The organism is Anaeroplasma sp., assembly GCF_034179385.1.
Classification (GTDB): domain Bacteria; phylum Bacillota_I; class Bacilli_A; order Acholeplasmatales; family Anaeroplasmataceae; genus Anaeroplasma.
This window is the reverse complement of record NZ_JAXFPY010000056.1, coordinates 1-26300: the sequence shown is the minus strand read 5'-3', so window position 1 is coordinate 26300 and position 26300 is coordinate 1. Positions and strand designations below refer to the sequence as shown.

Annotated in this window: 26 protein-coding genes; 24 read left to right on the top strand and 2 right to left on the bottom strand. The window is 33.2% G+C overall.

All coding sequences use genetic code 11. The features are described 5' to 3' along the window. Window positions 1-115 precede the first annotated feature (115 nt). From SPJ17_RS03700 to SPJ17_RS03650, 11 genes are all read left to right on the top strand, one after another. Complete coding sequence (locus SPJ17_RS03700) at window positions 116-898, top strand: hypothetical protein (protein WP_321092870.1); 783 nt, start codon at window positions 116-118, stop codon at window positions 896-898. Window positions 899-920: 22 nt separating this feature from the next. Further along, on the top strand, window positions 921-1691 hold the full coding sequence (locus tag SPJ17_RS03695) for a hypothetical protein (protein ID WP_321092869.1): 771 nt from the start codon (window positions 921-923) through the stop codon (window positions 1689-1691). A gap of 203 nt (window positions 1692-1894) precedes the next feature. Then, a complete protein-coding gene (locus SPJ17_RS03690) occupies window positions 1895-3376 on the top strand; it encodes a chromate transporter (RefSeq protein WP_321092867.1) in 1482 nt (493 codons plus the stop codon). Between the two features lie 11 nt (window positions 3377-3387). Beyond that, the gene (locus tag SPJ17_RS03685) at window positions 3388-3963 is read left to right on the top strand and encodes a DUF5662 family protein (RefSeq protein WP_321092866.1); all 576 of its coding nucleotides are present in this window, start codon (window positions 3388-3390) and stop codon (window positions 3961-3963) included. Further along, window positions 3944-4192 carry a DUF1653 domain-containing protein gene (locus tag SPJ17_RS03680; RefSeq protein WP_321092865.1) on the top strand — a complete coding sequence of 83 codons (249 nt, stop codon included), beginning with the start codon at window positions 3944-3946 and terminating at the stop codon, window positions 4190-4192. Before SPJ17_RS03685 ends, SPJ17_RS03680 begins: the two co-directional genes overlap by 20 nt. Further along, on the top strand, window positions 4189-4569 hold the full coding sequence (locus SPJ17_RS03675; protein ID WP_321092864.1) for a hypothetical protein: 381 nt from the start codon (window positions 4189-4191) through the stop codon (window positions 4567-4569). Before SPJ17_RS03680 ends, SPJ17_RS03675 begins: the two co-directional genes overlap by 4 nt. 121 nt (window positions 4570-4690) lie before the next feature. After that, window positions 4691-5194, top strand: a complete 504-nt coding sequence (locus SPJ17_RS03670) for a hypothetical protein (RefSeq protein WP_321092862.1) — start codon at window positions 4691-4693, stop codon at window positions 5192-5194. Between the two features lie 49 nt (window positions 5195-5243). Continuing rightward, window positions 5244-7184: an amylo-alpha-1,6-glucosidase gene (locus tag SPJ17_RS03665; protein WP_321092861.1), complete on the top strand. Its 1941-nt coding sequence runs from the start codon at window positions 5244-5246 to the stop codon at window positions 7182-7184. Between the two features lie 11 nt (window positions 7185-7195). Next, window positions 7196-7945 carry a hypothetical protein gene (locus SPJ17_RS03660; RefSeq protein WP_321092860.1) on the top strand — a complete coding sequence of 250 codons (750 nt, stop codon included), beginning with the start codon at window positions 7196-7198 and terminating at the stop codon, window positions 7943-7945. Between the two features lie 468 nt (window positions 7946-8413). After that, the gene (gene trpB / locus SPJ17_RS03655; protein ID WP_321092858.1) at window positions 8414-9667 is read left to right on the top strand and encodes a tryptophan synthase subunit beta; all 1254 of its coding nucleotides are present in this window, start codon (window positions 8414-8416) and stop codon (window positions 9665-9667) included. Between the two features lie 105 nt (window positions 9668-9772). Continuing rightward, window positions 9773-10330: a DJ-1/PfpI family protein gene (locus SPJ17_RS03650; RefSeq protein WP_321092857.1), complete on the top strand. Its 558-nt coding sequence runs from the start codon at window positions 9773-9775 to the stop codon at window positions 10328-10330. A gap of 9 nt (window positions 10331-10339) precedes the next feature. Here SPJ17_RS03650 and yidD read toward each other — a convergent pair whose 3' ends face one another. Next, the gene (gene yidD, locus SPJ17_RS03645) at window positions 10340-10621 is read right to left on the bottom strand and encodes a membrane protein insertion efficiency factor YidD (RefSeq protein ID WP_321092855.1); all 282 of its coding nucleotides are present in this window, start codon (window positions 10619-10621) and stop codon (window positions 10340-10342) included. A gap of 162 nt (window positions 10622-10783) precedes the next feature. Between yidD and SPJ17_RS03640 the strand changes: the two genes are divergently transcribed. The 3 genes from SPJ17_RS03640 to SPJ17_RS03630 are packed head-to-tail and all read left to right on the top strand — an operon-like array spanning window position 10784 to window position 12450. Further along, complete coding sequence (locus SPJ17_RS03640; protein ID WP_321092854.1) at window positions 10784-11476, top strand: hypothetical protein; 693 nt, start codon at window positions 10784-10786, stop codon at window positions 11474-11476. Continuing rightward, complete coding sequence (locus tag SPJ17_RS03635; protein ID WP_321092853.1) at window positions 11476-11934, top strand: hypothetical protein; 459 nt, start codon at window positions 11476-11478, stop codon at window positions 11932-11934. The genes SPJ17_RS03640 and SPJ17_RS03635 overlap by 1 nt, the downstream gene beginning before the upstream one ends. Before the next feature lie 33 nt (window positions 11935-11967). Further along, window positions 11968-12450: a DNA-deoxyinosine glycosylase gene (locus SPJ17_RS03630; RefSeq protein WP_321092852.1), complete on the top strand. Its 483-nt coding sequence runs from the start codon at window positions 11968-11970 to the stop codon at window positions 12448-12450. A gap of 32 nt (window positions 12451-12482) precedes the next feature. On the opposite strand, the gene SPJ17_RS03625 is transcribed toward SPJ17_RS03630, so the two are convergent. Further along, entirely contained in the window at window positions 12483-14525 is a 2043-nt protein-coding gene (locus SPJ17_RS03625) for an elongation factor G (protein WP_321092850.1), read from the bottom strand. 179 nt (window positions 14526-14704) lie between these two features. Here SPJ17_RS03625 and SPJ17_RS03620 point away from each other — a divergent pair, with 179 nt between their 5' ends. The 10 genes from SPJ17_RS03620 to ftsZ all read left to right on the top strand — a co-directional run bounded on the left by SPJ17_RS03620 (window position 14705) and on the right by ftsZ (window position 26252). Then, complete coding sequence (locus SPJ17_RS03620; protein WP_321092849.1) at window positions 14705-16141, top strand: hypothetical protein; 1437 nt, start codon at window positions 14705-14707, stop codon at window positions 16139-16141. 25 nt (window positions 16142-16166) lie between these two features. After that, complete coding sequence (gene mutS / locus SPJ17_RS03615) at window positions 16167-18731, top strand: DNA mismatch repair protein MutS (RefSeq protein WP_321092847.1); 2565 nt, start codon at window positions 16167-16169, stop codon at window positions 18729-18731. Further along, window positions 18731-20539 (top strand): DNA mismatch repair endonuclease MutL, encoded by a 1809-nt coding sequence (mutL, locus tag SPJ17_RS03610; RefSeq protein WP_321092845.1) that lies wholly within the window; start codon window positions 18731-18733, stop codon window positions 20537-20539. The genes mutS and mutL overlap by 1 nt, the downstream gene beginning before the upstream one ends. Continuing rightward, window positions 20539-21426 carry a tRNA (adenosine(37)-N6)-dimethylallyltransferase MiaA gene (gene miaA, locus SPJ17_RS03605; RefSeq protein WP_321092844.1) on the top strand — a complete coding sequence of 296 codons (888 nt, stop codon included), beginning with the start codon at window positions 20539-20541 and terminating at the stop codon, window positions 21424-21426. Before mutL ends, miaA begins: the two co-directional genes overlap by 1 nt. Then, complete coding sequence (locus SPJ17_RS03600) at window positions 21423-21899, top strand: shikimate kinase (RefSeq protein WP_321092843.1); 477 nt, start codon at window positions 21423-21425, stop codon at window positions 21897-21899. The genes miaA and SPJ17_RS03600 overlap by 4 nt, the downstream gene beginning before the upstream one ends. After that, window positions 21896-22321 carry a type II 3-dehydroquinate dehydratase gene (locus tag SPJ17_RS03595; RefSeq protein ID WP_321092842.1) on the top strand — a complete coding sequence of 142 codons (426 nt, stop codon included), beginning with the start codon at window positions 21896-21898 and terminating at the stop codon, window positions 22319-22321. Before SPJ17_RS03600 ends, SPJ17_RS03595 begins: the two co-directional genes overlap by 4 nt. A 43-nt stretch (window positions 22322-22364) precedes the next feature. Further along, on the top strand, window positions 22365-22922 hold the full coding sequence (efp, locus tag SPJ17_RS03590; RefSeq protein ID WP_321092840.1) for an elongation factor P: 558 nt from the start codon (window positions 22365-22367) through the stop codon (window positions 22920-22922). Between the two features lie 18 nt (window positions 22923-22940). Further along, window positions 22941-24350 (top strand): hemolysin family protein, encoded by a 1410-nt coding sequence (locus tag SPJ17_RS03585; RefSeq protein WP_321092839.1) that lies wholly within the window; start codon window positions 22941-22943, stop codon window positions 24348-24350. 36 nt (window positions 24351-24386) lie between these two features. After that, on the top strand, window positions 24387-24821 hold the full coding sequence (fabZ, locus tag SPJ17_RS03580; protein ID WP_321092837.1) for a 3-hydroxyacyl-ACP dehydratase FabZ: 435 nt from the start codon (window positions 24387-24389) through the stop codon (window positions 24819-24821). A gap of 174 nt (window positions 24822-24995) precedes the next feature. After that, entirely contained in the window at window positions 24996-26252 is a 1257-nt protein-coding gene (gene ftsZ, locus SPJ17_RS03575) for a cell division protein FtsZ (RefSeq protein ID WP_321092836.1), read from the top strand. Window positions 26253-26300 lie beyond the last annotated feature (48 nt).

Genomic DNA, 26300 nt, shown 5'->3' with positions numbered 1-26300 from the left:
GTACACAGTATATACAGCCACATATTTCTATGCTAATTATACATTTAATGGTCATACCGTTAATGTAAAATTCTATGTAGATCGATATTAACCTTAAGAAGGGAGGAAGACATTAATGAAGAATGGAAAAAGAATGGGATTATTATTTAGTACAACTGCATTATTTTTAACATGCTTGTTAATGGTTTTCAACCTTTTTGCATGGTATGCAGTGAATAAGCAAGCAAATGTAACTGCAGGTACTGGTGTAACTGCAGCTAATGAATCGATTCGTATTTTGGATGAAGTAAAAGCTGTAAAGTATTCTTTAAATGGAGATATTACAACAAATACATATAATAGGAATTCTAGTGGTAGATTAGTTTTAGTAAAATCTGAGATATATACTGCAGAAACACAAAAAACAGAGACTATTACAGGATCTGAAGTAGAATACTTTGTTATAAAAGAAATGCTTCCAGGAGAGCATGTAGATATTACCATTGGCTATACCATTGATGAAAGCATGGATGGAAGTAACTACACAATTTATTTAAAGAATATAGTAGGAGATGCATTTGTAATTGATGAAAAGACGCATTATGTTACAGGTGCCTTCCGTTATAAGAGCATGAGCTTGAAGGATTCAAATAATTTGGATGCTGTTGGCTTTACTCCGGATAGTGATTATACATGGTTTAATGAATATTCCATTAGTCAAAATGATAGCGCAACCTTAGATAAAACTATCCTACATCATACTTGGGATAGCAATTATGGTTCTTTATATTATACCTTTAGTATTTATGAGGATTTCACACAATACTATAGATTAATTGCTCAATCAGAAAACAGCTATGGTAATTTATTATCTAGAAAGAATTTTAACATTGGAGAAATATTTGTGATTTTAGGTTAAAAGGAAAGGTGGTCTTGTGGCTATGAAAAAATATAGAATATTGATATGTGTAGTCGCATTGGCTACTGTAATCCTATCCGCAATCTTTATCACCTATGCTTGGTATATTAATGTAGATAGAGTAACCGATATGAAATTTAATATTTTGCAAATCGATTCATTAGTTACTTTATATGAAGCAAATGATGATAATTTTAATGGAATTCCAAATTTAGTGGATTTGGGTAACGAAAATAAGTATTATAAGCCTGAGGCTAATGCTCAGGTTGATTATGAAAAAAGGTATTATGATGAGAATTATTCCTTTGATTATGTAGATCAAAGATATGCATTAAGCCAGGATTCTAAAGCAAACCTATTGAATTCCATTACGATTTCAAGTGCAGCTCCAAGCAAGATTTACGGTTATAAATTTGAAGTAATTAATTACGTGGGATTAGATAACAAATTGCAATTTGAATTTATAAAAGAGGAAAGCTACACGGCAGATACAACGATTTTAAAGGATTTTGAAGCAAGATTAGGTATTGTCGATGCGAATGCGAATGTATTATTCTCGAATTGGACTTCATTTTCTAATGGCACTTCCTATTCTGGATTTAAGCTTAATCCTTTAGCAAATCCAATAACTATTCCTGCAACAACTGGTACATTAAACGTAGGAAGGCTAGATTTATGGCTACAAATTAGAATAAAGCCAGACGCAACAAATCATCAAATATCTGATTTTATATTGCCTAAGTATAGAATTACTCTATCCTGTGAAATGTCAGAACAAAAAAACACCGCCTAGATTCACAAACCTAAGGCGGTATTCTTTTTGTCTATTTTCTTCCTAATTTAATGCTTCATCATACGTTAAAATCATAATATCATCTAAAGAATTTATAGCATAAATCTTATAAATGGTTTTAAAAAATAATACATTTAATAGAATAGATATTTTATATCTATCGTGCTATAATAGAAAAGAATTTTTTAAGAAAGGAGCACATTATGGAGCTTTTACAATTATTTTTTATTTTCTTCAAGCTTGGAATTGTAAATTTTGGTGGTGGTTATGCATTGTTTCCACTTCTTGAAAGAGAATTTGTAACGAAAAGAAAATGGGTGACCAACCAAGAGCTTGCAGATTACTATGCGGTAGGGCAGTGTACTCCTGGAGCATTCGCTGTAAACATCTCTACCTTCTTAGGTATAAGAAGAAAAGGTATCATTGGTGGTATTGTTGCAACCTTAGGTTTTGTTTTCCCTGCATTTATTATCATTTTTGTTATTGCATCCCTACTTACCAATTTTTCATCGAATGAATATGTAAGAAATGCCTTAGCCGGTATAAGAGTATGTGTATTTTTCTTAATTATTTATGCCATAATGAAATTATCCAAATCAGCAATTAAGGATCTTCCTGCAGGATTACTTGCAGGGGCTATTGCTATATCCGCAATAGCTATTGATATTATTCCATTATATGTATATGTCATCTTAGCTGCTATTTTTGGTATTGTTGTATCCTTTATAAGAGAACGTAAAAAAAAGAATAAGAACGAAGAAAAAGAAAAGATAGAAGTAAAAAATAAAGTTATAAAAAAGGATTATAAGAAGCCATTAAAATCTATTGGAATCGCCTTAGGCGGATTCCTTGTAGGTATTTCTTTAGGATTAGTAGGATGCTTATCCTTCATATTTATTAAGAATAAAAAATATAGGGAAGGCTTATTATCCGCAATCTTAATCTGGTTGATCTTTATCTTTGGAATCATTATAAATATTTCTTTAGGTTCTACCTTAGTCTTTGATGTGTTCTTCCAATTCTTTAAGATTGGCTTCCTTGCCTTTGGTGGTGGTCTTGCGACTATCCCATTCTTAAATGAATTATCCTTATCTACTCACTGGTTTAGTCTAACGGATTTAGCAAATATGCTTGCCGTATCAGAATCCACTCCTGGTGCGATGGGTATTAATATGTCTACTTATGTAGGATATAGCGTATTTAATAAAGGTTTTAATCATTTAGGTTTATCCTTCTTAGGCTCTATGGTATCTACTCTAGGATTAGTTACTCCATCGGTTATCGTCATATTCTTTGTATCCTTATTCTTAGATAAATTTAAGGATAATAAATATGTGAATTGGATTTTTTATGGTCTAAGAGCAGCATCCATTGGCTTAATCTTTGCTGCAGTATATTCTGTACTAAAGGTATCCTTATTCAATCAATATCTAGATTCAAATGAAAACATGGTAAATGCCGTTTCTTATTCCTTTCATCAGGCATTTAGCCATGTAGATGGATTCATTGATTTCTTTAGAGCAATAGGACAATTTATCTATTTATTATTTAATTTTAAAGCGGTACTTGTAGGTGTATTATTCGCACTTGCCATCTTTGGTTTTAAGAAGCATCCTATTTTATATATTGCATTTGCTGCAGTGGTTGGTATTTGCTTTCAAATGTATGCGCCTATTTATATTTAAGGAGAGATATTATGCACATATTTGGACATTTAAGGACAATTACAAAGCATCATAATAGAGTCATGAAATATTGCTTCAAATGTGGGCTATATTTCCAAGGCTTTTTCCATGATTTATCGAAATTATCGTTTCCAGAATTCTTCAATGGAGCGAAATACTATACAGGAACAAGAAGTCCTCACTTCAAAGAAAGAGAGGCTAAGGGCTATAGTGAGGCTTGGATGCATCACAAGGGTAGAAACAAGCACCATGTCGATTACTGGATGGATAATAATGTTTTGAATCACCACCTTGAGCCAGTCGATATGCCCAATCGTTATTTGGCAGAATCGATTTGTGATCGCCTTGCTGCAACAGAAATCTACAATGGTAAAAATAGTAAAAAGGATGGAGCCTTAAATTATTTTTATAAGGAAGCATCTCACCTACCTATGACAAAATCTACCCATGACCGATTAGAATATTTATTAAAATATTATGTCTATAAGGGACCTAAGGCATTATTTAAATTCATGAAGAAGAATATGAGAAATAAGAAAACAGAAATTCCAATGGAGGAGTCTTTTGATGAGAGAACTGAAGATTAATGGAATTTATAAGCATTTTAAGGGGGATTATTATTTAGTCATCGATATTGCTTATGATTCTGAAACAAAGGAAGAATATGTCGTTTATAGAAGATTATATGGGGATATGTCCTTATGGATAAGAAAAAAGGATATGTTTTTAAGTGAGGTAGACCATAAAAAATATCCGAATGCAAGCCAAAAATATCGCTTTGAGCTTAAGGATATAAAAAGTGTGGTGGAAAGATGACCTGTATAACTGCATTTAAAATTAATATTTCAAGAATAAATGAGGATGAACTATATGAAATCATTGATTTCATTGGTGTTGAACCAGGAATTACAGATCAATTCTTATATTATGGTCTTTTAAAAAAGGATACAGAGGATGAGGATTTTAAATTATATGATTTATTACATGAAACCTTATCCATTTTATATCCTAAGAAGGAAATATTAAAAAAGCTTTTAAATATTTATCCTATCTCTTATATCGTAGATGTTAAATTTTCTAATATCGAAGAGGAAATAGAAAGAAATACATCCTTTACGATTGGAGAAGAGGCAAAGGAATTCATTTCCTATTTGGATTGCTACTACAATTTAAATAATGGGTATTTTGAATAGCACAGCTTGGCTGTGTTTTTCTTTCCTAGGGATATTTATTTCCCCTTTGTTCTCTTGAAGAATATTTATAAAAGTTATATAATGAAATAAATAGCTTGCGATACAAAAAGAGGTGGTACTTATGAAGGTGCTAAAAACAGCCAATGAGCTTAGATTAGAGCATATGCAAATGTATTTTGGGAAAAGAGAAGAATTTAAAATTGAATTACCATTGGATTCTAAAATTGTACATGATGTAATAGAAGAAATTAATAAAAAGCTCAACGAAGATTTAGAAACAGAGCTTTTATTAATGGAAAATACAGATATAGATAGAAATCTATATTCCTTCTTAAGAACCTTTGATGTCTTAGAAGAGGGAATGAGCTTTAAGACATATTCTACCTGTGGTATTGCAAAAAGAGAATTAATCCTAGATGATGCTGCGAAAAAGATGGTTACAAGATTCCGTCTTGTAAGAAAGCCAATTAAGGAAATGGAAATTTTTGCACTTACACCACTTACTAGTGTTTTACAGCATGGGGTTGTATATTATGATTTAGATATATTAAATCAATATGTATTTGATATTGTTACATTTCTATGTAATCAAGGCTTTGCAACCGTAACGGATTTTGAAATTTAAAATATGGACTCACCCCTTGGGTTAGTCCTTTTACTTTGAGGAGACTATTATGTATAAGTTTACAAAAGAAGAATTAAAAGATTTTAAAATAAATAATGGGAAATGCTATTCTATGGCAAATGGGATTGGAGGATATTCCTCAGGATCTATCATTAATTCCTTCAATAGAAAGCATTATGGTTATTTGATTGCATCCCTTAAGGCACCAGTAAATAGAATGATGCTATTAGGTAAAATTGATGAAACGATATGTAATACTAGCCTAGAATGCCAGGAATATATAGATTCTATTATAGATCATCATGATCGATTAGCTGAATTTACTTATGATGCATATCCTACCTTTACCTATAGGGGTAAGGATTTTGAAATCATAAAAAGAATTGCTCCAGTTTATGGCGAAAATACAGTTGCTATTTCTTATATAGTAACATCTAAAATAGATACGACATTATCTTTAAAGCCTCTATTTAATTATAGAGATCATGGAGATGCAAGCGATATAAAGGATTTAGAATTTGATCACAAGATTAAGGATAATTTATATATTTTAACTCCAAAAAAGAATCAAGACTTAGATATTAAATTCTATTTTAGTGATGGAAAAATAATAGAAAATGAAGAAAAATATACAAAGGGCTTATATTATCCATATGATTTTGAAACAGGGGATGACAGAATCGATCATTACTATACTCCTATTTCTATATCTATTGATTTAAAAAAGAATGAGAAGAAGATGATTTCTATCATCTGCTCGATAGAAAAAGAATTTTCTTTAGATGCAGATAAGATGATAAAGGATTATAAGGAAAGAATAGATTCCTTAAAGGTAAAATCTGGATTAACCGATGAGCTTGCCTTAAATTTAGTTTGGAGTTGCGATTCCTTTATTACGAAAAGAGAATCTACAAAGCTAAAAACGATTCTTGCAGGTCTTCCTTGGTTTACGGATTGGGGAAGAGATACTATGATTGCCTTTACTGGCTTAACCTTAGTTACCAAAAGATTTGATGAGGCAAAGGAAATTTTAAAGAGCTTTGCGATTTATGAGAAGAATGGATTAATTCCTAATATGTTCCCAGATGATGGCTCAGAGCCTATGTATAACACGGTAGATGCCTCCTTATGGTATTTTTATGCATGCTATAAGTATATAGAATATGCAGGGGATAAAAAATTCATTTTAGAAGAAATTTATCCTACCTTACAAAATATTATTTATGCCTATAGCCATAAAACGGATAACAATATCCATATGGATAGCGATTATTTAATTTCCTGTGGAGATAAGGATACTCAAATTACTTGGATGGATGTAAAAACCAATGGTATTGCCATCACTCCAAGATTTGGTAAGCCAGTTGAAATTAATGCCTTATGGTATAATGCATTAAGAATTATGGATGAATTAAGTAAGGATGCCAATGATCCTACAAATTATTTAGAGATGTCCCTAAGAGTAAAGGAATCCTTCAATGAGAAATTCTATTGTAAGGAAACCGGTTGCCTATATGATACGGTTGATCCATATGATAGCAAGGTTAGACCAAATCAATGCTTCGCATTATCCTTGCCATTTAAGGTAGTAGATGAGAATAATGTATGTGGTATTTTCGATTGTATCACGAAAGAATTATATAATGTTTATGGCTTGAGAAGCTTATCGATTCACGATAAGGAATTCAAACCAAAATATGAGGGATCTCTATGGGATAGAGATAGGGCATATCATATGGGCACAACCTGGGGTTTTCTAATTGGTACATATTTTGATGCTTATGCATATGTAAATAAGAAGAATCCTAAGGTTAAGGATGAAATTAATGCTATGGCACATAAATTTGAGAAGCATTTAAATGAGGGCTGCTTAAATGGTATCGCAGAAATCTTTGATGGAGATATCGCAAATAGAACAAGAGGCTGCTATAACCAAGCATGGAGTGTTGGTGAATTACTTAGAAGCTATTATGAGAATGTATTAAAATAATTAGGTATATTATGTTTGGAAATGAATTAAGAAAAAATGCGTATGAAATGATTAAGGATTCCTATAAGGATCATAAAATAGATCCAGAGGAATTATTGAAATTTTTAGAGCGTATTACAGATGAATCCTTATCCTCTGATTTATCTTATAAATTATTAGATGCATTAGCTATTCATGATGATATAGAACTATTACATCTTCTTTTAAAGGAATATAAAAGAAGATGTATGGTATTATCTATAAATTTAAAGGAATATCCAGATTTATTTAATCGAAGAATGTATATTCCTATAAGATATCATTTAGATCAAGTTATTCTATCGATTATATCCTCTTTAAGAGTATCTAATTATGAGGAATGCTACTTTAAAATAGATAATCAAAAATATGAATTTAATGGAAAAAATAATTTATGGAATGTATCTATTCTAGATTTAAGAAATGCTTCCAATATAGAATTCATTTATGGGAAGGATTCATGGAATTTTATAATTAAGCCTATTGGCTTATCCTATTTAAATCCAGAAGAAGCATCTATGCCTTATTTCGTTATAGATGCAGTAGGATATGGAATAGAGGGCATGTCAAAATCGCGTTTATTTGAAATGTTAGATGAATCGATTGAATTATCTATAGATACACATAATCCTATAATGGATGATGAGGATTTTGAATTTTATAATGCAGATTGTGATGCCATAAATCAAAATGCAAGAGAAGATTTTGAATTTACATATAAGAAATACATTAAGGAGAATTAAACAAATTTTTTCATTTTGTCTAATTTAACTCTTGACAATACCATTTTTATGAGATAAAATCAAAGAAACTGTTGAGTTGGAAGTTAGTCAGTTAGCGCATAAATAGAGAGCAAGGGTGGGTGGAAGCCTTGTTAAAGCGGAATTGAAAGTGGGCCAATGAGGGTTTTGGTGAAATAAGTAGCCAAGAACGGGAGCTCCCGTTATAGAGCTAGAATGTGATGGCATTCGAAGAGGTGGCTTAAAATTAAGCAATTTAGGTGGTACCGCAGGTTGACGCTTGTCCTAAGATTAGGACAGGCTTTTTTTGATTTTAAGTCGATTCTCCATCAATATTTAAAATAGGAGATAATAAATGTATGAAAAGAATGAATATAGTATTTCGATGGTGCATTTAAATATGACACTAGAATTCATGAAGAAAAATCAATATTTATTATAATTAAATTATAGAAAGAGAAGGTATTATTTATGAAAATTAAAGACGTAGATTTTGAAACATATTTAAAAAATTATCCAAATAGTGAGGGCTTTTTTGGTAAATATGGTGGAGCATATATTCCAGAGGAATTAAAGCCAGCATTTGAAGAAATTACACATGCATATGAAACCATTTGTCATTCTAGCCAATTTATTAATGAGCTTAGAAGAATTAGAAAGGAATTCCAAGGAAGACCTACTCCAGTATTTCATTGTGAGAGATTATCGAAATACTGTGGTGGTGCTCAAATCTATTTAAAAAGAGAGGATTTAAACCATACGGGAGCGCATAAAATCAACCACTGTATGGGTGAGGGATTACTTGCAAAATTCATGGGCAAAAAGAAAATTATTGCTGAAACTGGTGCAGGACAGCATGGTGTTGCCTTAGCTACAGCTGCAGCCTACTTTGGACTTGAATGTGATATTTATATGGGAGCTGTCGATATCAAAAAGCAAGCACCAAACGTAAGTAGAATGAAGCTTTTAGGTGCAAATGTCATCGAGGTTACCGATGGACAGCAAACATTAAAGGAGGCTGTAGATGCCGCATTTAATGCATATTTAAAAGAATATAAGGATTGTATTTACTGCATTGGCTCTGTTGTAGGACCTCATCCATTCCCACTTATGGTAAGAGATTTCCAAAGTGTTGTTGGAATTGAGGCAAAGGATCAATTTAAGGAAATGACTGGACTATTACCTGATGTTGTATGTGCTTGTGTTGGTGGCGGATCAAATTCTGCAGGTATGTTTATTCCTTTTGTCAATGAACCTGTTGAAATTGTTGGTGTAGAGCCACTAGGACGCGGTAAGGGAAGAGGAGATCACGCAGCAAGTATTACCTATGGTAGTGAGGGTATTATGCATGGATTTAATTCCTTAATGCTAAAGGATGAAAAGGGTGAACCAGATTTAGTTTATTCTGTAGCATCAGGTCTAGATTATCCATCCGTAGGACCAGAGCATGCCTTCTTACATGATTTAGGTAGAATTAAATATGATACTGTATCCGATGAAGAGGCACTTGAGGCATTCTACACATTATCTCGCTTAGAGGGTATTATTCCTGCAATCGAATCTGCCCATGCCGTTGCTTACGCAATGCGTCTTGCAAGAACAACAAAGAAGACGGGAACGATCTTAGTTAATTTATCCGGTAGAGGAGATAAGGATATGGATTATGTCATTGAAAAATATGGCATCGATTATCTAGAAAAGCATAATATCAAGCTTGATAAATAATTTATAGCATAAAGAGGCAATTTATAGCATAAAGAGGCAATGCCTCTTTTTTTCTAAGCGTTTTAGGCGTATAATTATAAGATAGAGTACAAGGAGTAAGGATTTATGAAATATTTAATGCTTTTTGCAGATAATTTTGAAGACGTTGAAGCAATTGCTACATTAGATGTCTTAAAGCGTGGTGGAGATATAGTAACCTCTGCATCTATCATGGGGAGATTAAACGTAAAAACCAAATGTGGAAACATTTTAACAGTAGATACCCTAATAGAGGATGTAGTAGATATAAATGATTATGATGCATTAATCATCCCCGGCGGACCAGGTTCGTTTAAAATAATGCCTAATGTACCTATTGTAGAAGAATTAATCCATAATTTTATTAAAAAAGATAAGGTTGTTGCATCTATTTGTGCAGCTCCTCATTTAATTGGTAAATTCGGTTATTTTAAGGATAAAAAATATACCGTTCATCCAGGCTTTGAGGACAAAATCCTAGGTGGTACCTATTTAAGAGATAAGGGTGTTGTTGTAGATGGTAAATTTATTACCGCAAAATCTATGTATTATTCCATTGAATTTGGTCTTGCCATTTATGGCTATTTCCATGGAGATATAGAAAAAGAAGCCTTAAGGAAGGCTTGTATGGGTGAAAAGGAATAAAGCGCAGAATTAGCTTTCTGCGCTTTTTTCCAATTCAAGAGCTTCCTTTTCTTCCTTTAGTTTTTTCTTTTCTTCCTTTGTTAATGGTACTGGGTCATACGCCATCTTATGTAATGGATTACATCTCATGAGCCTCCATAAGGTTAATGCACTTGCCTTCACAAAATTAAATTTTTCGTAGCATTCCATCGCATAATGACTGCAGGTTGGATAGAATCTACATTTGGGAGGTCTACCATTATTGCTCTCTTGATAATTCTTTATTAATTTTCTTGCTAATTTATTTCTCATGGTACCCCCCTTTTTTATTAATTATACTATACTTTTTATGAAATAACATGAAATCATACATTCTTTTACGAAATATAAAATCATACATTCTTTTACGAAATCTTTATTTTCCCGAAATAAAGTGATATAATGTTTAAAAAATATGCACTTGGAGATTTCATTATGGAACTTAAAGATGAATTTTTTAAATACGTATCAAAGAATTATAAGGATATTGCATTTACAGATCGAAGCGATACTTTATTTCCTGATGTTGAAACAGGCTATAGCTCTGTAAAAATTGTTTATAATAAGGCCTATCATTCCCTAGATATGAGATTTCAAGGTATGGGAGATTATGAGTCTTTATTCGGTAAATATGTATATCCTATATTAATGAGATATAGAGATTTTTCCGTTTGGAAAATGGCATCTGCAAGGGTGATTCGTGTAAAGGTTCCCTGCATCAATTTAGAAACTGGCTTCATCGAAGAGGATTGTGATGAGCAATTAGAAAGAGTGAGAACTCTAATGGAAATATTATCTCAAATTGATGTTGCAGGTATGTATACAGAACAAAGAGCCCTAAGAAAAGAAATGATTAAGGACGAATATGCGATTATGGTTGAAACACAAGAATATGTAAGTGAATTCAATAAGGAAATAAATGATCGTATGCATGAAAGAATACTTGTAGGCGCTGATCCTTTTGGTAAGAAGGGTCTATTATATCGATTATCTTGCATGCAAAAGGGAATTAATGCCTTTATTGTAGATCATGCGGATTTTATTACAAAGAATAAGGATACTACTTGTGTAATTCTATTAATGAAATATAAAAAAGAAACAGATAATATGATTAAGGAGATATTATAATGGGATTTGGTCTATTTAAGCCTAAAAGTGCAAATTATAATAATTATATAGATTATGAGCAAAAATTATATATTGCCCTTGAAACACTTAAAGCTGTATGTGAGCGTGGAAAAATAGAAGATAAATGCTATGTCATCACAGTGACAAATCCAAGCTATAAGAGTGCATATAATCTATCCTATTCCTTAATTCGCTTTTATACAAAGCATTTAGAAGAGAAAACAGAATATAAATTCAAAAGAAACTTTTTATTAACCAAAACAAGAGGCTTATTTTCGAACCAGAAGAAAGGAATTGGTGGAATCGCTGATATCTATTTAGTTCCTTGTGAATTATTAGATACATTGCCAAAGAATTATTTTGATATGTTTCACTTAAAGAAAACATTTGAAGAAATTCATGATGATTTTGATGATGTTAAGGAAGAAAAAGACGAAAAAGAAGAAAGTAAAAAGTAATCCCATGGGGATTATTTTTTTAAGGGCAAGCTTATGGAAAAAATTACTCATCCGTTTAAACCTATAATTGATGAAAATTCAGAAATTTTAATATTAGGCTCATTTCCATCGGTTATCTCTAGAGAAAATGATTTTTATTATGGGAATAAAAGAAATAGATTTTGGGCTTTATTGTCTAAAATCTTTGATAGAGATTTTTCTTTAATGACGAATATAGAAAAAAGAAATACGTTACTTAAGCTACATATAGCCCTATATGATAGCGTATATTCCTGTACGATATATAAATCTAGTGATGAAACCATAGAAGATGTATGCTATAGCGATATTCCATCTTTAATAAAAGAATCTAAGATTAAGCATATTTACTGTAACGGAAATAAAGCCTTTGAATTCTTAATGGATGCGTATCCCAATTTAAAAGATATGACGATGGTACTGCCATCCACATCCCCTAGAAACGCAAGCTATTCTTTGGATAGGCTCTATGAAAAATGGCAGATCATAAAGCATTAAAAAAACTCCCAACCCTGGGAGTTTTATTTCATTTACTTTTGTTCAGCTAATGTTTTTAGAAGCTTATCTTGTAATACCTGTGGCATTGGCTCATAGCTATAGAATTCACGAACGAAGAAGCCAGAGCCTTGTGTTAAGCTCTTTAAATCATTTGTATATTCTTGAATCTCTGATTCAGGAACTAAAGCTGTAACCTTTTGATTACCTCTAGAATTTACATCCATACCTGTAACCTTAGCTCTACGCTGATTTAAGTCAGAAATGATATCTCCTACCATATCTGCTTCAACAGTTACTGTAATCTTGATGATTGGTTCTAGGATAACTGGCTTACAATTCATATATGCATCCTTAAATGCTAGAATTGCTGCCATCTTGAAGGCTAATTCATTGGAGTCTACTGGGTGGTATTTACCATCCTTTAGGATTGCATGGACACCAATGACAGGGAATCCTGCAAGTAGACCCTTTTCACAAGCCTCGAAGAAGCCCTTTTCAACTGCAGGGAAGTAATTCTTTGGTACTGCTCCACCAAATACCTCTTCGGTGAATGTGTTTTCTTCTGCTGGCTTGAATTCCATTTCAACAACGCCATAGAATCCAGAACCACCAGACTGCTTAATGTATCTACCATTACCCGTTGCACAAGCACGTATTGTTTCACGGTAAACAATCTTAGAATCCTCTGTAGTTAAATTTAGCTTATAAGTATTTTTCATTCTTTCAAGTAAATAAGAAAGGTGGGATATACCTAAGGTACCAATTAATAATTGGTTCGTTTCTGGATTGCGCTTAACCTCAATGGATTTATCCTCAAGACAAATCTTTGCTAATACATTACTAAGCTTTTCTTCATCGCTCTTAGAGGATGTTAAAATAGCCTTGTAATAAACGGCAGTTGGATAATCAATTTCAGGGTAGGCAATCTTAGAAGAAGTTGCAGATAATGTCATTGAATTTTCGACACCATCCGCTTTAACGATACATCCAATATCACCTGCAGTTAATTCACTAACAGAGGTCATCTTAGCGCCTGTAACGACATTTAGCTGTGAAACCTGAATATCCTTATCTAGCTTAGATACGTGAACCGTATCTCCAACCTTGATCTTACCTGAATTTACCTTAAATACATTTGCTGTACCAAAATATGGATCTACCATAGTCTTGAATACAAATGCACTAAATGGTTCGTCATCTAATGTTTTTCTTTCTACAGGATTACCATTCATATCTACACCTTCAATTGGGTTTAAATCCTGAGGGTTAGGTAGATAATCGATCATCATGTCTAATAATGTGTGAATACCGATTCCCTTAATTGCAGAACCAACTAAAACTGGAATTAAATCACTGGCTAATACGGATTTTCTTAAGCCATCATGAATTTCTTCTCGAGTTAATTGCTCCCCCATAAAGAATTTTTCCATTAATTCCTCGCTTGTTTCAGCAACAGCCTCAACCATTTGGTTATGAAGCTCTAATACTGCGGCTCTTTTGTCTGGATAGATTTCAGCATCCTCACATTCCTTGCCGTTATATTTTCTTGCGGTTAATGTAACACAATTTACAAAACCATCAAAACCATCATTATGTCCCATTGGATAACAGAATGGTATAGCATTCTTGCCAAGCTTTGTTCTGATATCATCCATTAGCTTGTCAAAATGAACATCAGGCTTATCCATTTTGTTCACATAAATGATGGTAGGAATATTCTTTTTTCTTAAGAAGTTCCAATGCTTAACTGTACCAACTTCCACACCCTTAGATGCATCAAGTAATAATACAGCGCCCTTTACAACGCTTATTGCAGAAATGGTATCTGTAATAAAGTCATCGCTACCTGGGCAGTCGATTAAGTTGATCTTAGTACCCTTATACTCAAGTGGCAAAATTGCAGAATGCACGCTTGATTTTCTACTCTTTTCCTCTGGTGTGTAATCAGAAATAGAAGTACCTGCATCGACAGAACCCTTTTGATTTCCTGTTGCGGCTGCATAAAGAGTTTCTGCAAGAGTTGTTTTACCGGACTGCAGGTGTCCTAAAATCACAATGTTTCGAATATTTTTCATAAGTATAATTCCTTTCTTATTTACTTTGTAAACGTTTTCTCTTGTTTATTTATTATAACACATTTTTTGCATTTTGAAACCTCTTTTATTCTTTTTCTAGCGAATTTGTTTTTTTCTTTGAAATGCTTGCCAAATAGTATATAATAATATATACTATGACATTTTTTGGAGGCTATACTATGGAACTGAATTATTCAAAAAATCAAATCATTTTATATGGAAAGGTATGTAAACTTGATACATTAATTAACAAACTATCAAGCTTATCTGGAGAACAGGTATATCATTTTTTGATTGACCGTACAACACAGCTTCCAAGAAGAATTAATTGTATGGCATTAATATCTGTTTTGAATAATAGAATTAAGTTTTTACATTCCAATTCCATGCCAAAAGATGCCTTTATAAAGCTTCAATATTATGCAAGCTATAGCGAGCAGCAATTATTTATGCTATTTCAAAAGATTTGTACGGAAGAGGATTTTGTAAGCTATAGAAAGAATCTTTTTTCGTTGATTATAGATAATTATCAGCAATTGAATTTAAATGATGGCGAATTAATGTATTTAAAAAATCTAAATAAGCAACCCATCGGCTCCTTCCCTGATTATTTTAATTACATAACAGGCGCTTGCCTTGAACAGCCAAATACCTTCGATGGACAAGATATTGATGTACTTAAAAGCAATTTACAATATTCTGCATCGAATCAGGATGTATTTGATTTAGCTTTAAAATATGGAGTACCACTTCCTACAAGATTAAAAAGAGAAGAATACTTAGAGTTTATTTTTGATTATTTAAAAAGAAAGGGTAATTATTCTGAGGTTGTTGCCTCTGATTTAAACGCAATGAATATTACCCAAATATCTACCTATGCAAGAAGAACAGGTATTCCTATGCAGCCGAATATGTCTAAAACAGAATTAATTACGTATTTGTTTTATTTTTTAGGCTTATGTGAAATACCTACAACCTCTATGGATGAAATAAAATCAAGCCCTAAATATGAGCCCCTAGAATTCCGTGTGGATTTACAGGCTATTGATTCCTTTGGCAAGGGTGAACCAAAAAGAGTTATTTATTATGCTGGGGACCATGAGGATACCTCTATAATGGCAGATGTAATTAAGGAAGCATCTTTAAGGTTAGAGGAAAAGGAAGAGGAAACATTAGAAAATGGAAGCCAAGCCCCAGTAGAGGAGGCTATAGAAGAGCCTATCCAAGCATCTCCTGTAGAAAAGATAGAGGAAACTTTAGAAGAAGAGAAGGAAGAAAAGCTTGAGGAGGTTGCTCCATGGAAGTTTATTGGGAAGAAGCAACAGGACCAAAAGGCTTTAGAAGATGATATCTTAGCTATGAAGGCAGAAGAGGAATTGATGGCAGAGGATATCATCAATGAAACATTAGCTCAAATACCAACAAAGGAAGTTGTTGAGATTGAAGAGCCAACGATTGAAATAGATACGAATAAGGTAGGCCAAAACCCTGAATATGGCACAGGAAAAATTGAAGCACTTGCGAATAGTAAAAGTCATGTGGTTGCATTATCTATATCCATTGGACTTGCTCTAGTAGCAATGGTTGTAATTTTATTATTTATGTTAGTTTTATAAAATGAAGTAGAAATAGGTGAGTTATATGGCTAAGGCTAAATCAGAAAAAACAGTGAAATACTCTCCCATGATGGAGCAATATTTTGAAATTAAAAAGGAATATCAGGATGCAATCGTTTTTTATAGAGTTGGAGACTTTTATGAAATGTTTTTTGATGATGCCTATACAGGTTCCCGTGAGCTTGAGCTTGCCCTAACAGGTAAGGATGTAGGAACAGAAGAGAGGGCACCTATGTGTGGTATTCCCTTTCACGCTAAAGATCAATATATTGAAAAGCTAGTCGCAAGAGGATATAAGGTTGCTATCGCAGAACAAATTGAAGACCCCAAGCAAGCAACAGGGCTTGTTAGAAGAGGAGTAATACGATTAATTACTCCAGGTACCATTGATACAGGGCTCAGGGAAAAGGAAAACAATTATATTGGTGCTATAGGCTATCAAAAAAGAGAATATATTTTAGCTTATAGTGATATTACTACAGGAGATGGATATGTAGCTACATTTAAATCCTTTGATTTGCTTGCAAATGAAATCTTATCCTTAAAAATAAAGGAAATCATTGTAAATCACACATTCAACCATATTGGCTTAAAAGATTTTATTAAAAATAATGAGCTTTCTTTATCCTATGAGGATAAGATGGATATTCCACCTTCCTTAACTCATATTGTTAAAGAAATAGATCCAATGTATCAAATGGTTGTTGGAATGCTTATATGCTATATTATAGAAACACAAAAGCAGGAGCCTTCCTATTTAAAGCCATTCCATTCCTATGTATCAGAAAAATATTTACATATTGATGCATTTACAAAAAGAAATCTAGAAATTACAGAAACATTAAGATTAAGCAATAAGAGTGGTTCTCTACTTTGGCTTATGGATAAATGTAATACCGCTATGGGCTCAAGAATGCTACATAAATGGGTGGATAAACCATTAGTAGATAAGAATCAAATTAATCAAAGATTAGATTTTGTTAGTGCATTTAATGAGAATTACATAATAAAGGAAGATATAAAGGCTTCCTTCAAGAATGTATATGATTTAGAAAGAATCATTACAAGAATATCCTCAGGTACAGCGAACGCTAAGGATTTAGTGTGGCTAAGAAGATCTTTGAAGGATATTCCTACGGTTAAGCAAAATCTATGTGAAATGCATATAGATTCTATAAAGGCTTTATCGGATGAAATGGATCCACATACCGATTTATATAATCTCTTATTTGATGCTTTAGTTGAAAATCCACCACTTTCTGTTAAAGAAGGTGGAATGATTAATCCAGGCTACAATAAGGACTTAGATGAACTAAGAGAAATCTCTACAAATGGTAGAGATTGGATTATGAATTATGAGGCTGACCAAAGAGCGAAAACAGGAATTAAAACCCTTAAGGTTGGTTATAATCGTGTAACAGGCTATTATATTGAGATATCTAAGGGTGCAATTAAGGATTTACCTAGTGATTGTCCATATGAACGAAGAGCTACCTTAGTGAATTCTGAAAGATTCATTTCTCCTGAATTAAAGCATTATGAGCAAATGGTATTAGGGGCAAAGGATCAAATTGAATCCTTAGAATATGAAATATTTACAAAATTAAGATATGAAGCATCTAAGCATGTACAATCCTTACAAAAGCTTGCGGATTTGATTTCAGAAATTGATTGCTATACCGCTTTATCGGATATAGCCATAAAATATAATTATGTAAGACCTACATTTAATGATAACCGCTGTGTGAATATAGTCGATGGAAGACACCCTGTTTTAGAGACGCTAATGACTACGGATTATATCGTTAATGATGTCGTCATCAACAAATACAATATGATTTTGATTACAGGACCAAATATGAGTGGTAAATCCACCTATATGAGAATGCTTGCATGCATTATCCTTATGGCCCAAATGGGTTCCTTTGTGCCTGCAAAGGTAGCCGATTTAATGATCTTTGATTCTATATTTACAAGAATTGGTGCATCGGATGATTTAGTCTCTGGACAGTCTACTTTCATGGTAGAAATGATTGAGGCAAATTATGCTATTTCGAATGCGACTAAGAATTCCTTAGTCTTATTTGATGAAATTGGAAGAGGTACTGCAACCTTTGATGGTATGGCTATAGCTCAGGCTATCTTAGAATATTTACATGAAAAGGTTGGCTGTATTACATTATTTTCTACCCATTATCATGAACTTACAAGCTTAGATCAAAAATTAAAGAGATTAAAGAATGTACATGTTGAGGCTAAGGAAACCGAAAATGGCGTTGCCTTCTTACATAAGGTATTAGATGGACCTACGGATAAATCCTATGGTATTAATGTTGCCTCTTTAGCGGGATTACCAAAATCCTTAACAGAGCGTAGTAAGCAAATATTAAATGTGTTAGAGGAGGATTCGAATTCTCATAAGGGAATCACCCTAGATTTATTTAATTTTGATGCTTACGATGAAAAAGAAGAGGTAAAGGAAGAATCCATTGCATCAAAGATAAAAAATAGATTAGATGAAGTAGATATTAATAAGCTTACTCCACTGGAGGCTTTAAATATCCTTTATGAATTAAAGGAGATGAGCTAATGGGTAAGATATTAAAAATGAGTCCGCATCTTGCAAATATGATTGCTGCAGGTGAGGTTGTTGAAAGACCATCCTCTGTAGTAAAGGAATTAGTAGAAAACGCGATAGATGCGAAGGCATCCGATATAAAGATTTATTTAAAAAATGGTGGTTTAGAAGAAATCCGCATCTCTGATGATGGAGAGGGTATGGATAAGGAGGATGTATTAATGGCATTTATGCCTCATGCAACCTCTAAAATCAAAAACGAATATGACCTATTCCGCATATTAACCCTAGGCTTTAGAGGAGAGGCTATTGCCTCTATTGCAGCTGTATCTTGGATGAATATTACCTCAAGCCAAAATGGTATGGAAGGCTATAGTGTAACCTATAAGGCAGGAATGAAAAAGGAAGAGGGCATTACGCATTCAAATAAGGGTACAACCGTAACGGTCAAGAGTTTATTCTTTAATACTCCTGCAAGATTAAAATATATGAGAAGCGGGAAAAAGGAGCTATCCTCGATTTTATATTTTATTGATAGAATCGCAATGGCACACCCTGATTTGAGGTTTACAGTTTTATCGGAGGATAAAATCGTATTTCAAACCTCAGGTAGTGATAACCCTAAAACTTTAATTGCAGAGCTATATGGAATGGATGCTGCAAGATGTGTTACAGAAACAAGCTTTACGCGCGATGGCTATAAGGCCCATTTTGTCGTTGTAAAGCCACAAATATATCGTTCCACAAAACTTGAAATTACCATTATTTGTAATGGTAGATTTGTAAAGAATTACAATATGACAGAGGCTACGATTAGTGCCTTTTCTACCTATTTACCTATAGGAAAATACCCTATTGTGATTCTATATTTTGAGCTTGATCCTCTTTTAGTGGATGTAAATGTACACCCAAATAAAACAGAGGTAAAGATTGCAAATGAAGAGGATATTTGTAGTGCTATAAAGGAAGAAATTGGAAAACTTTTATATGAAAAGCCTCAAATTCCAACAAGAAATATTAACATAAATGAAGGCTATCAAAAGAAAACCATCTTTGATTCTAATATAACTATAGGAGATACGGATATAAAAGAATCCTTTACGCCAATTCCTGAGGTAAAAAGAGAAATCGATTCTAAGCCCATAGAGCCTACTATTTCAACTAGATTGAAAGAAGATCCTATTCCATATAATGAGTCTTTAGTAAAGGATGAAACAAAGGTAGAGGACAAGATAGAAAGACTTCCGCATATGGAATATGTTGGAAGTATCTTTGGTACTTATTTAATTTTCCAGAATTCTTCTGGAATGTATTTGATGGATCAGCATGCAGCAGCAGAAAGAATCAATTATGAAAAATATTATGAAATCCTAAGTAAGCCACAGCCTACACAGGAATTATTAATTCCAATATCGGTATCCTTCACAAAGAGTGAGGCTATATTTGTTGAGAATAATTTAGATGAATTCAAGAAAATTGGCTTTACATTAGAAGCAATTGGTGAGGTTGATTATAGTATAAGAATGGTCCCTCTTTGGGCAAAGATAGATCATTTAGAGGACATTATTTACGATATTTTATCTAAGATGATTGAAGGAAATAAGGTAGATATCATTTATTTTAGAGACCATATTGCAAAAATGATTGCTTGTAAAGCAAGCATTAAGGCAAATCATCAAATATCTAAAGATGAGATTGATTATTTAGTATCTCATCTAAGCCAATGTAAAAATCCATATACTTGCCCTCATGGAAGACCTACTATCATTCATTTTTCTGTCAAAGAGCTTGAGGAAATGTTCGAAAGGATTCAAAAATAATGAAGAAGGTATTAGTTGTTGTAGGCCCTACTGCAGTAGGCAAATCGAAAATATCTATTTCCTTAGCTAAGCATTATGGAATTGATATTATTTCGGGAGATTCTGTTGCAATATATAAAAGATTAGATATTGGTTCAGCAAAGCCAACGAAGGAGGAAATGGATGGCGTATGCCACCATTTCATCGATATAAAGGATCCTAAGGAATCCTATAGTGCTTGTGACTTCCAAAGGGAAGCAAGAAAAATATTAGATCAAAATGATTTTACTTTGATTTGTGGGGGTACAGGCTTATATATTCAATCTGCCTTATTTAATTATGAATTTAATGCTTCTGCAAGAGATTTAGATTATGGTAAGAAATATGAGAATCTATCGAATCAGGAATTATATGATTTACTTTTAAAGAAGGATCCGAATATTAATCGGGAAAAGCTTCACCCAAACAATAGAAAAAGAGTATTAAGAGCCTTAGAGGTTAAAGAGGAATTAGATTTATCCATTCATAGCTTTAATCATAAAAATGAAGCTTTATATGATTATTTTATTGTATATCTATCTTTAGATAGAGAGATGTTATATGAAAGAATTAACAAAAGAGTCGATAAGATGGTATCGGATGGATTAATAGATGAGGTTAAAGCTCTATATGATGAGGGTATATATCCTCACGCTATAGGATATCAAGAGCTTGTCCCTTATTTTGATCATGATATAACACTAGAAAGTGCTATTGAAGAGATAAAAAAGAACACAAGACATTTAGCTAAAAGACAGGAAACCTGGTTTCATCATCAAATGGATAGTCATTTCTACAAGGTTGATTTAGAAAATATAGAGAATACAATCAATCAAATTATTAAAGATGTTGATGGGTGGTTAAAATGAGAATATATTTAATTGGAATGATGGGCTCTGGTAAATCAACCCTAGGCAAGGAGCTTTCCAAAAGATTAGGCTATAAATTTATAGATATGGATTGCTATATTGAAGAAAAATGCTGTAAATTCATAGATGAAATCTTTAGAGATTATGGGGAAGAGTGGTTTAGAGCCTTTGAAACAAACACATTGCAGGAATTTAAGAAAATGGATGATGTCGTAATTGCTACTGGTGGTGGAGTCATTAAGAATAAAAAGCATAAAAAGCTGATGGATGGTAAATGTATTTATTTATCTGTACCAGTAGAAATATTAGAGGAAAGATTAGCCTTTGATGATACAAGACCACTTTTAAAGAAAAGAAGTGTAAGATCTATTTTAGAAGAAAGAATTCCCTTATATGAATATTTCTCTGATTTAACTGTTGAAAATATAGATATGAATCAAGCAATAGATAAAATAATGGAGGCATTAAAATGAAGGTATTAGTTTTAAATGGCCCAAATTTAAATATGCTAGGTAAAAGACCTAAGGAGCATTATGGCACAAAAACCTTAGATGAGATTTATGATCTTATGAAGGATTGTGCTCCTAATTTTGATTTTATATTTTATCAATCGAATTACGAAGGGGATTTAGTCACAAAGATCCAAGAGGCTGTACGAAATTCATATGATGCCATTATCATTAACCCTGCAGCATATACTCATACAAGTGTTGCAATTCATGATGCCTTAGAAATGTTTACAGGTGTAAAAATCGAGGTGCATCTATCTCATGTAGATGAAAGAGAAGATTTTAGAAGAATCAACTATGTACGAGATGTATGTGATAAAACCTTTAGTGGTGGACTTCATATGTCTTATGTTGATGCAGTAATGTATTTGAAAAACAAGCAATAGTGTGATAGAATTATAGTATTATGAAGTAATTTGGAGGACCAATATGGTATCAAGTAATGATTTTAAGAATGGTATGACTATTCTTTACGATGGTAACATTTATAAGATTATGGAATTTATGCATGTAAAGCCTGGTAAGGGTGGAGCATTCGTAAGAACAAAATTAAGAAATTTAAGAACTGGAGCAGTTATTGATTATACATTTAATGCTGCTGAAAAGGTTGAAAAGGCAGTTATCGATAAGGTTTTAATGCAATATTTATATGATGATGGTCAATCCTTAGTATTTATGGATAATGAAACTTATGAGCAAATTGAATTGCCATATTCCTTAGTAGAATATGAAAAGCAGTTCTTAAGAGAAAATCAGAATGTAAATATTGAAAAATATGGTAACGAAATTATTGGTATTCTATTACCAGATAAGGTTACATTAAAGGTTGTTGAATGCGATCCTGCATCTAAGGGTAGTGCATCCTCAAATCAAATGAAGGATGCTGTACTAGAAACGGGTATGACAATCAAGGTTCCTCTATTTATTGAATCTGGTGAGGATATTATTATTAGCACAGACACTGGAAAATATTCTAGTAGAGCTTAATTATAGGAGTGAAGAGATTTGAAAAACGTATTGGAGGTACCCGTCGCGGGACTAGCGATATTCTTAGCGATGGATGTTAAATTTTATATTGTTTTAATCATAATGATCATATTAGTTATGCTCAGTGCATTCTTTTCTATGAGTGAAACAGCATTTTCCTCTGCAAACGATGTAAAGATAAGGGTTGCAATCGAGGATAGAAAGCATGGTGCGAAAAAAGCATTACAGCTATATGATTCCTTCGATAAAACCTTAATCACTTTATTAATTGGTAACAATTTAGTTAATGTAGCATTATCTACGCTTGCTGTATTATGGTTTGGGTATTTGATTCAAAACCAGGATTGGGTAAGCTTAATTTCTACATTCTCTGTTACTGTAATATTATTAATCTTTGGTGAAATTGTTCCAAAGATGCTTGCAAAGAGAAATCCTGAAGCCATATCGATTCGTGTTGCCTGGATAATTTATGTCTTATCGATTATTCTTTGGCCACTTGTGATTTTCTTTGTTGGCATTCAAAAGCTGATTACTATAAAGCAAGAGGAAGCGCAAGATACAATGCAAGAGGATGAGCTTGAGGTTGCGATTGACCAGATGGAGGACACTGGTGCAATTGAGCACGACGAAGCAGACCTAATGCGTAAGACACTAGATTTAAATGATCGTAGTGTTAAAGATATTATGACACCTAGAGTAAAAATGGAGGTTTTAGATGTTTCAGCCCCACTAGAGGAGGTTAAGGCCTTCATGATGGATAATGCATATTCTAGAATTCCTGTTTATAAAAAGGATAAGGATCATATGATTGGCATTTTACATGTTCGTGATTTCTTCCCTGCATTAATTAAAAATCCAAAATTAAACTGGAAAAGATTAATTCGACCTGTAAAATTTGTTGCGGCTACTATGAAAGTAGATGCATTAATTCAAGAATTCCAGAAAACCAAAACGCATCTTGCTATGGTCATTGGTGAATATGGTGAGGTTATTGGACTTGTAACCTTAGAGGATGCAATGGAGGAATTATTTGGAGAAATTTACGATGAGCATGATATCTTAGGTGAGGACGATTTAAAATTCGAGAAGTGCGAGGATGGCTCTTACCTAATTGATGCAGATATGTTTGTCGATGATGCCTTCGAAAAAATGGGCATTGGTGGAGTACCTCTGGATGCTCCTGCAAAGCTTTCCTCTTGGCTTTTTGAAGAAGCTGAGGATTTACCTGAGGTTGGCTTTTCCTTTGAATATTTAAGTGTTTATACTTCAGAGGATGAGGAAACGAATGAATATAAGGATTATTCCAAAATGCTTAAAATTAGTGTAGCTGAGGTTTTAGATCATAGAATTACTATGGCTAAGATTGAACTAAGAGATGCTACAGAAGAGGAAATTGAAGCATATAATGAAGAAAAGGAAGAGGATTAAGCCCTTGTATGAGGGCTTTTCTTTTATTGGTATAATATGATATATACAAAGGAAGATATTAAAAAAATTATTCCCCATAGAGAGCCAATGCTATTGGTCGATGGAATTACAGATATAAAAGAGGAAGAGGATAGTATCCTAATTGAAGGGTTTAAGGAATTTAGTGGAGATGAGGATTTCTTCAAAGGACATTTTCCAGCATTCCCGATCGTTCCTGGTGTTTTAATTCTTGAGGCCATTGCCCAAGTAGGGGCATGCTATATTTTGTCTTTGGAGGAATATAGGGGGAAAAATTGCTTCTTCGTTGGCGCAGATAATGTCAAATGGAGAAGAAGTGTATTCCCTAAGGATAAAGTAATCATGAAGGTCACAAATGGTAAAATCCGTCATGGCATTGGGAAAGCACACGGAGAAGCTTATGTTCATGGAGAACTTGTATGTCAAGCGGATTTAATTGTTGCGATAAAATAGTAAAATAAATTATTTTACCCTTTAAAATAATATAAATTTTATTTATAAATTATATGAAAAATCAAAATTTTGCTTATAAAGAAAATATTCATTTTTGTTTTATTGAAAAAAGATTTTTTTTAAGGTAAAATGAAAATTACCAATGAGCATATTTTAAAGTTAGGAGGAGAGAATATGATATTTGATGAACTCGATACTTTCAATGCTGTCCAAACGAAGATTAAGGTAATTGGAGTTGGTGGTGCAGGAAAGAACGCAATCGATCACATGATTGGTAATCATGTGCATGGCGTTCAATTTTATGCTGTAAACACTGATGCTCAGGATTTGAAGATTTCCCGTGCTGAAAATAAAATTTTAATTGGAAAAACAAGAACCCATGGTCAGGGTGCAGGTGCTCACCCAGAGGTTGGTAGAGAAGCTGCACTTGAAAGTGAAGATGACCTACATGAAATGATAGGCGATGCCGAAATGGTATTCATTACCTGTGGTATGGGTGGAGGTACTGGTACAGGTGCTGCCCCAGTTATTGCTCGTATTGCAAAGGAGCATAATTGCTTAACTATTGGTGTATGTACAAAGCCATTCAATTTTGAAGGACCAGTTCGTATGTCTAATGCTATGGCGGGCTTAGAGGAAATGAGACAATATGTTGATACATTAATTGAAATTCCTAATGAAAAGCTACTTCAAATGGTAGATGTCCATACAACTGTAATTGAAGCCTTCCGTTTAGCTGATTCTATCTTACGTAAGGGTGTTCAGGGTATTGCTGAAATTATTGCCTTACCAGGCTTAATTAACATCGACTTTGCGGATGTAAGAAGCGTTATGAGAAACAAAGGTACTGCCCTTTTAGGTATTGGTGCTGCAAGAGGTGAAAATAGAGCAATCGAAGCTGCAAGACAGGCAATCCATTCTCCACTTCTAGAAATTACCCTAGATGGCGCAACCGATGCTGTTGTCTGCTTCTCATCTGACCAAAACCTATCCTTAGTTGAGGTTGCTAATGCGATTGCCGAAATTCGTAATTTCGCCGGTACAGATTTAAATATTTTCTATGGTTCTACAATTAATAATGACTTAGGTGATGAATTAGTTCTTACCCTAGTTGCAACAGGTTACCATATGAAAAAGGAAGAAGGCGGATTTGCCTCTGTACGTCAGGAGTTTGCTGATGTTTCCAATAATGAGAGTATGAACGATGTTCATATTTCCATAAATTCTGATGAGCCTATGGATACATCAAGTGAGCAAGAAGCAAGAAGAGATGAGCTATTCGCTAATCCTTTATCCGAAAAGGAAAGAAAGAAGAAGGATAAGGAAGATGCTAAGAGAAGAGCACAGGAGGAAAAGGAAAGAAGAAAGAATCCTACTCCACCGCCAGTTCAGACTAAGACGAAGCTTCCAGATTGGTTAAGAAAGAAATAATAGAAATAACAAAAAGACCTATCCAAATTTAATAGGTCTTTTTCATAT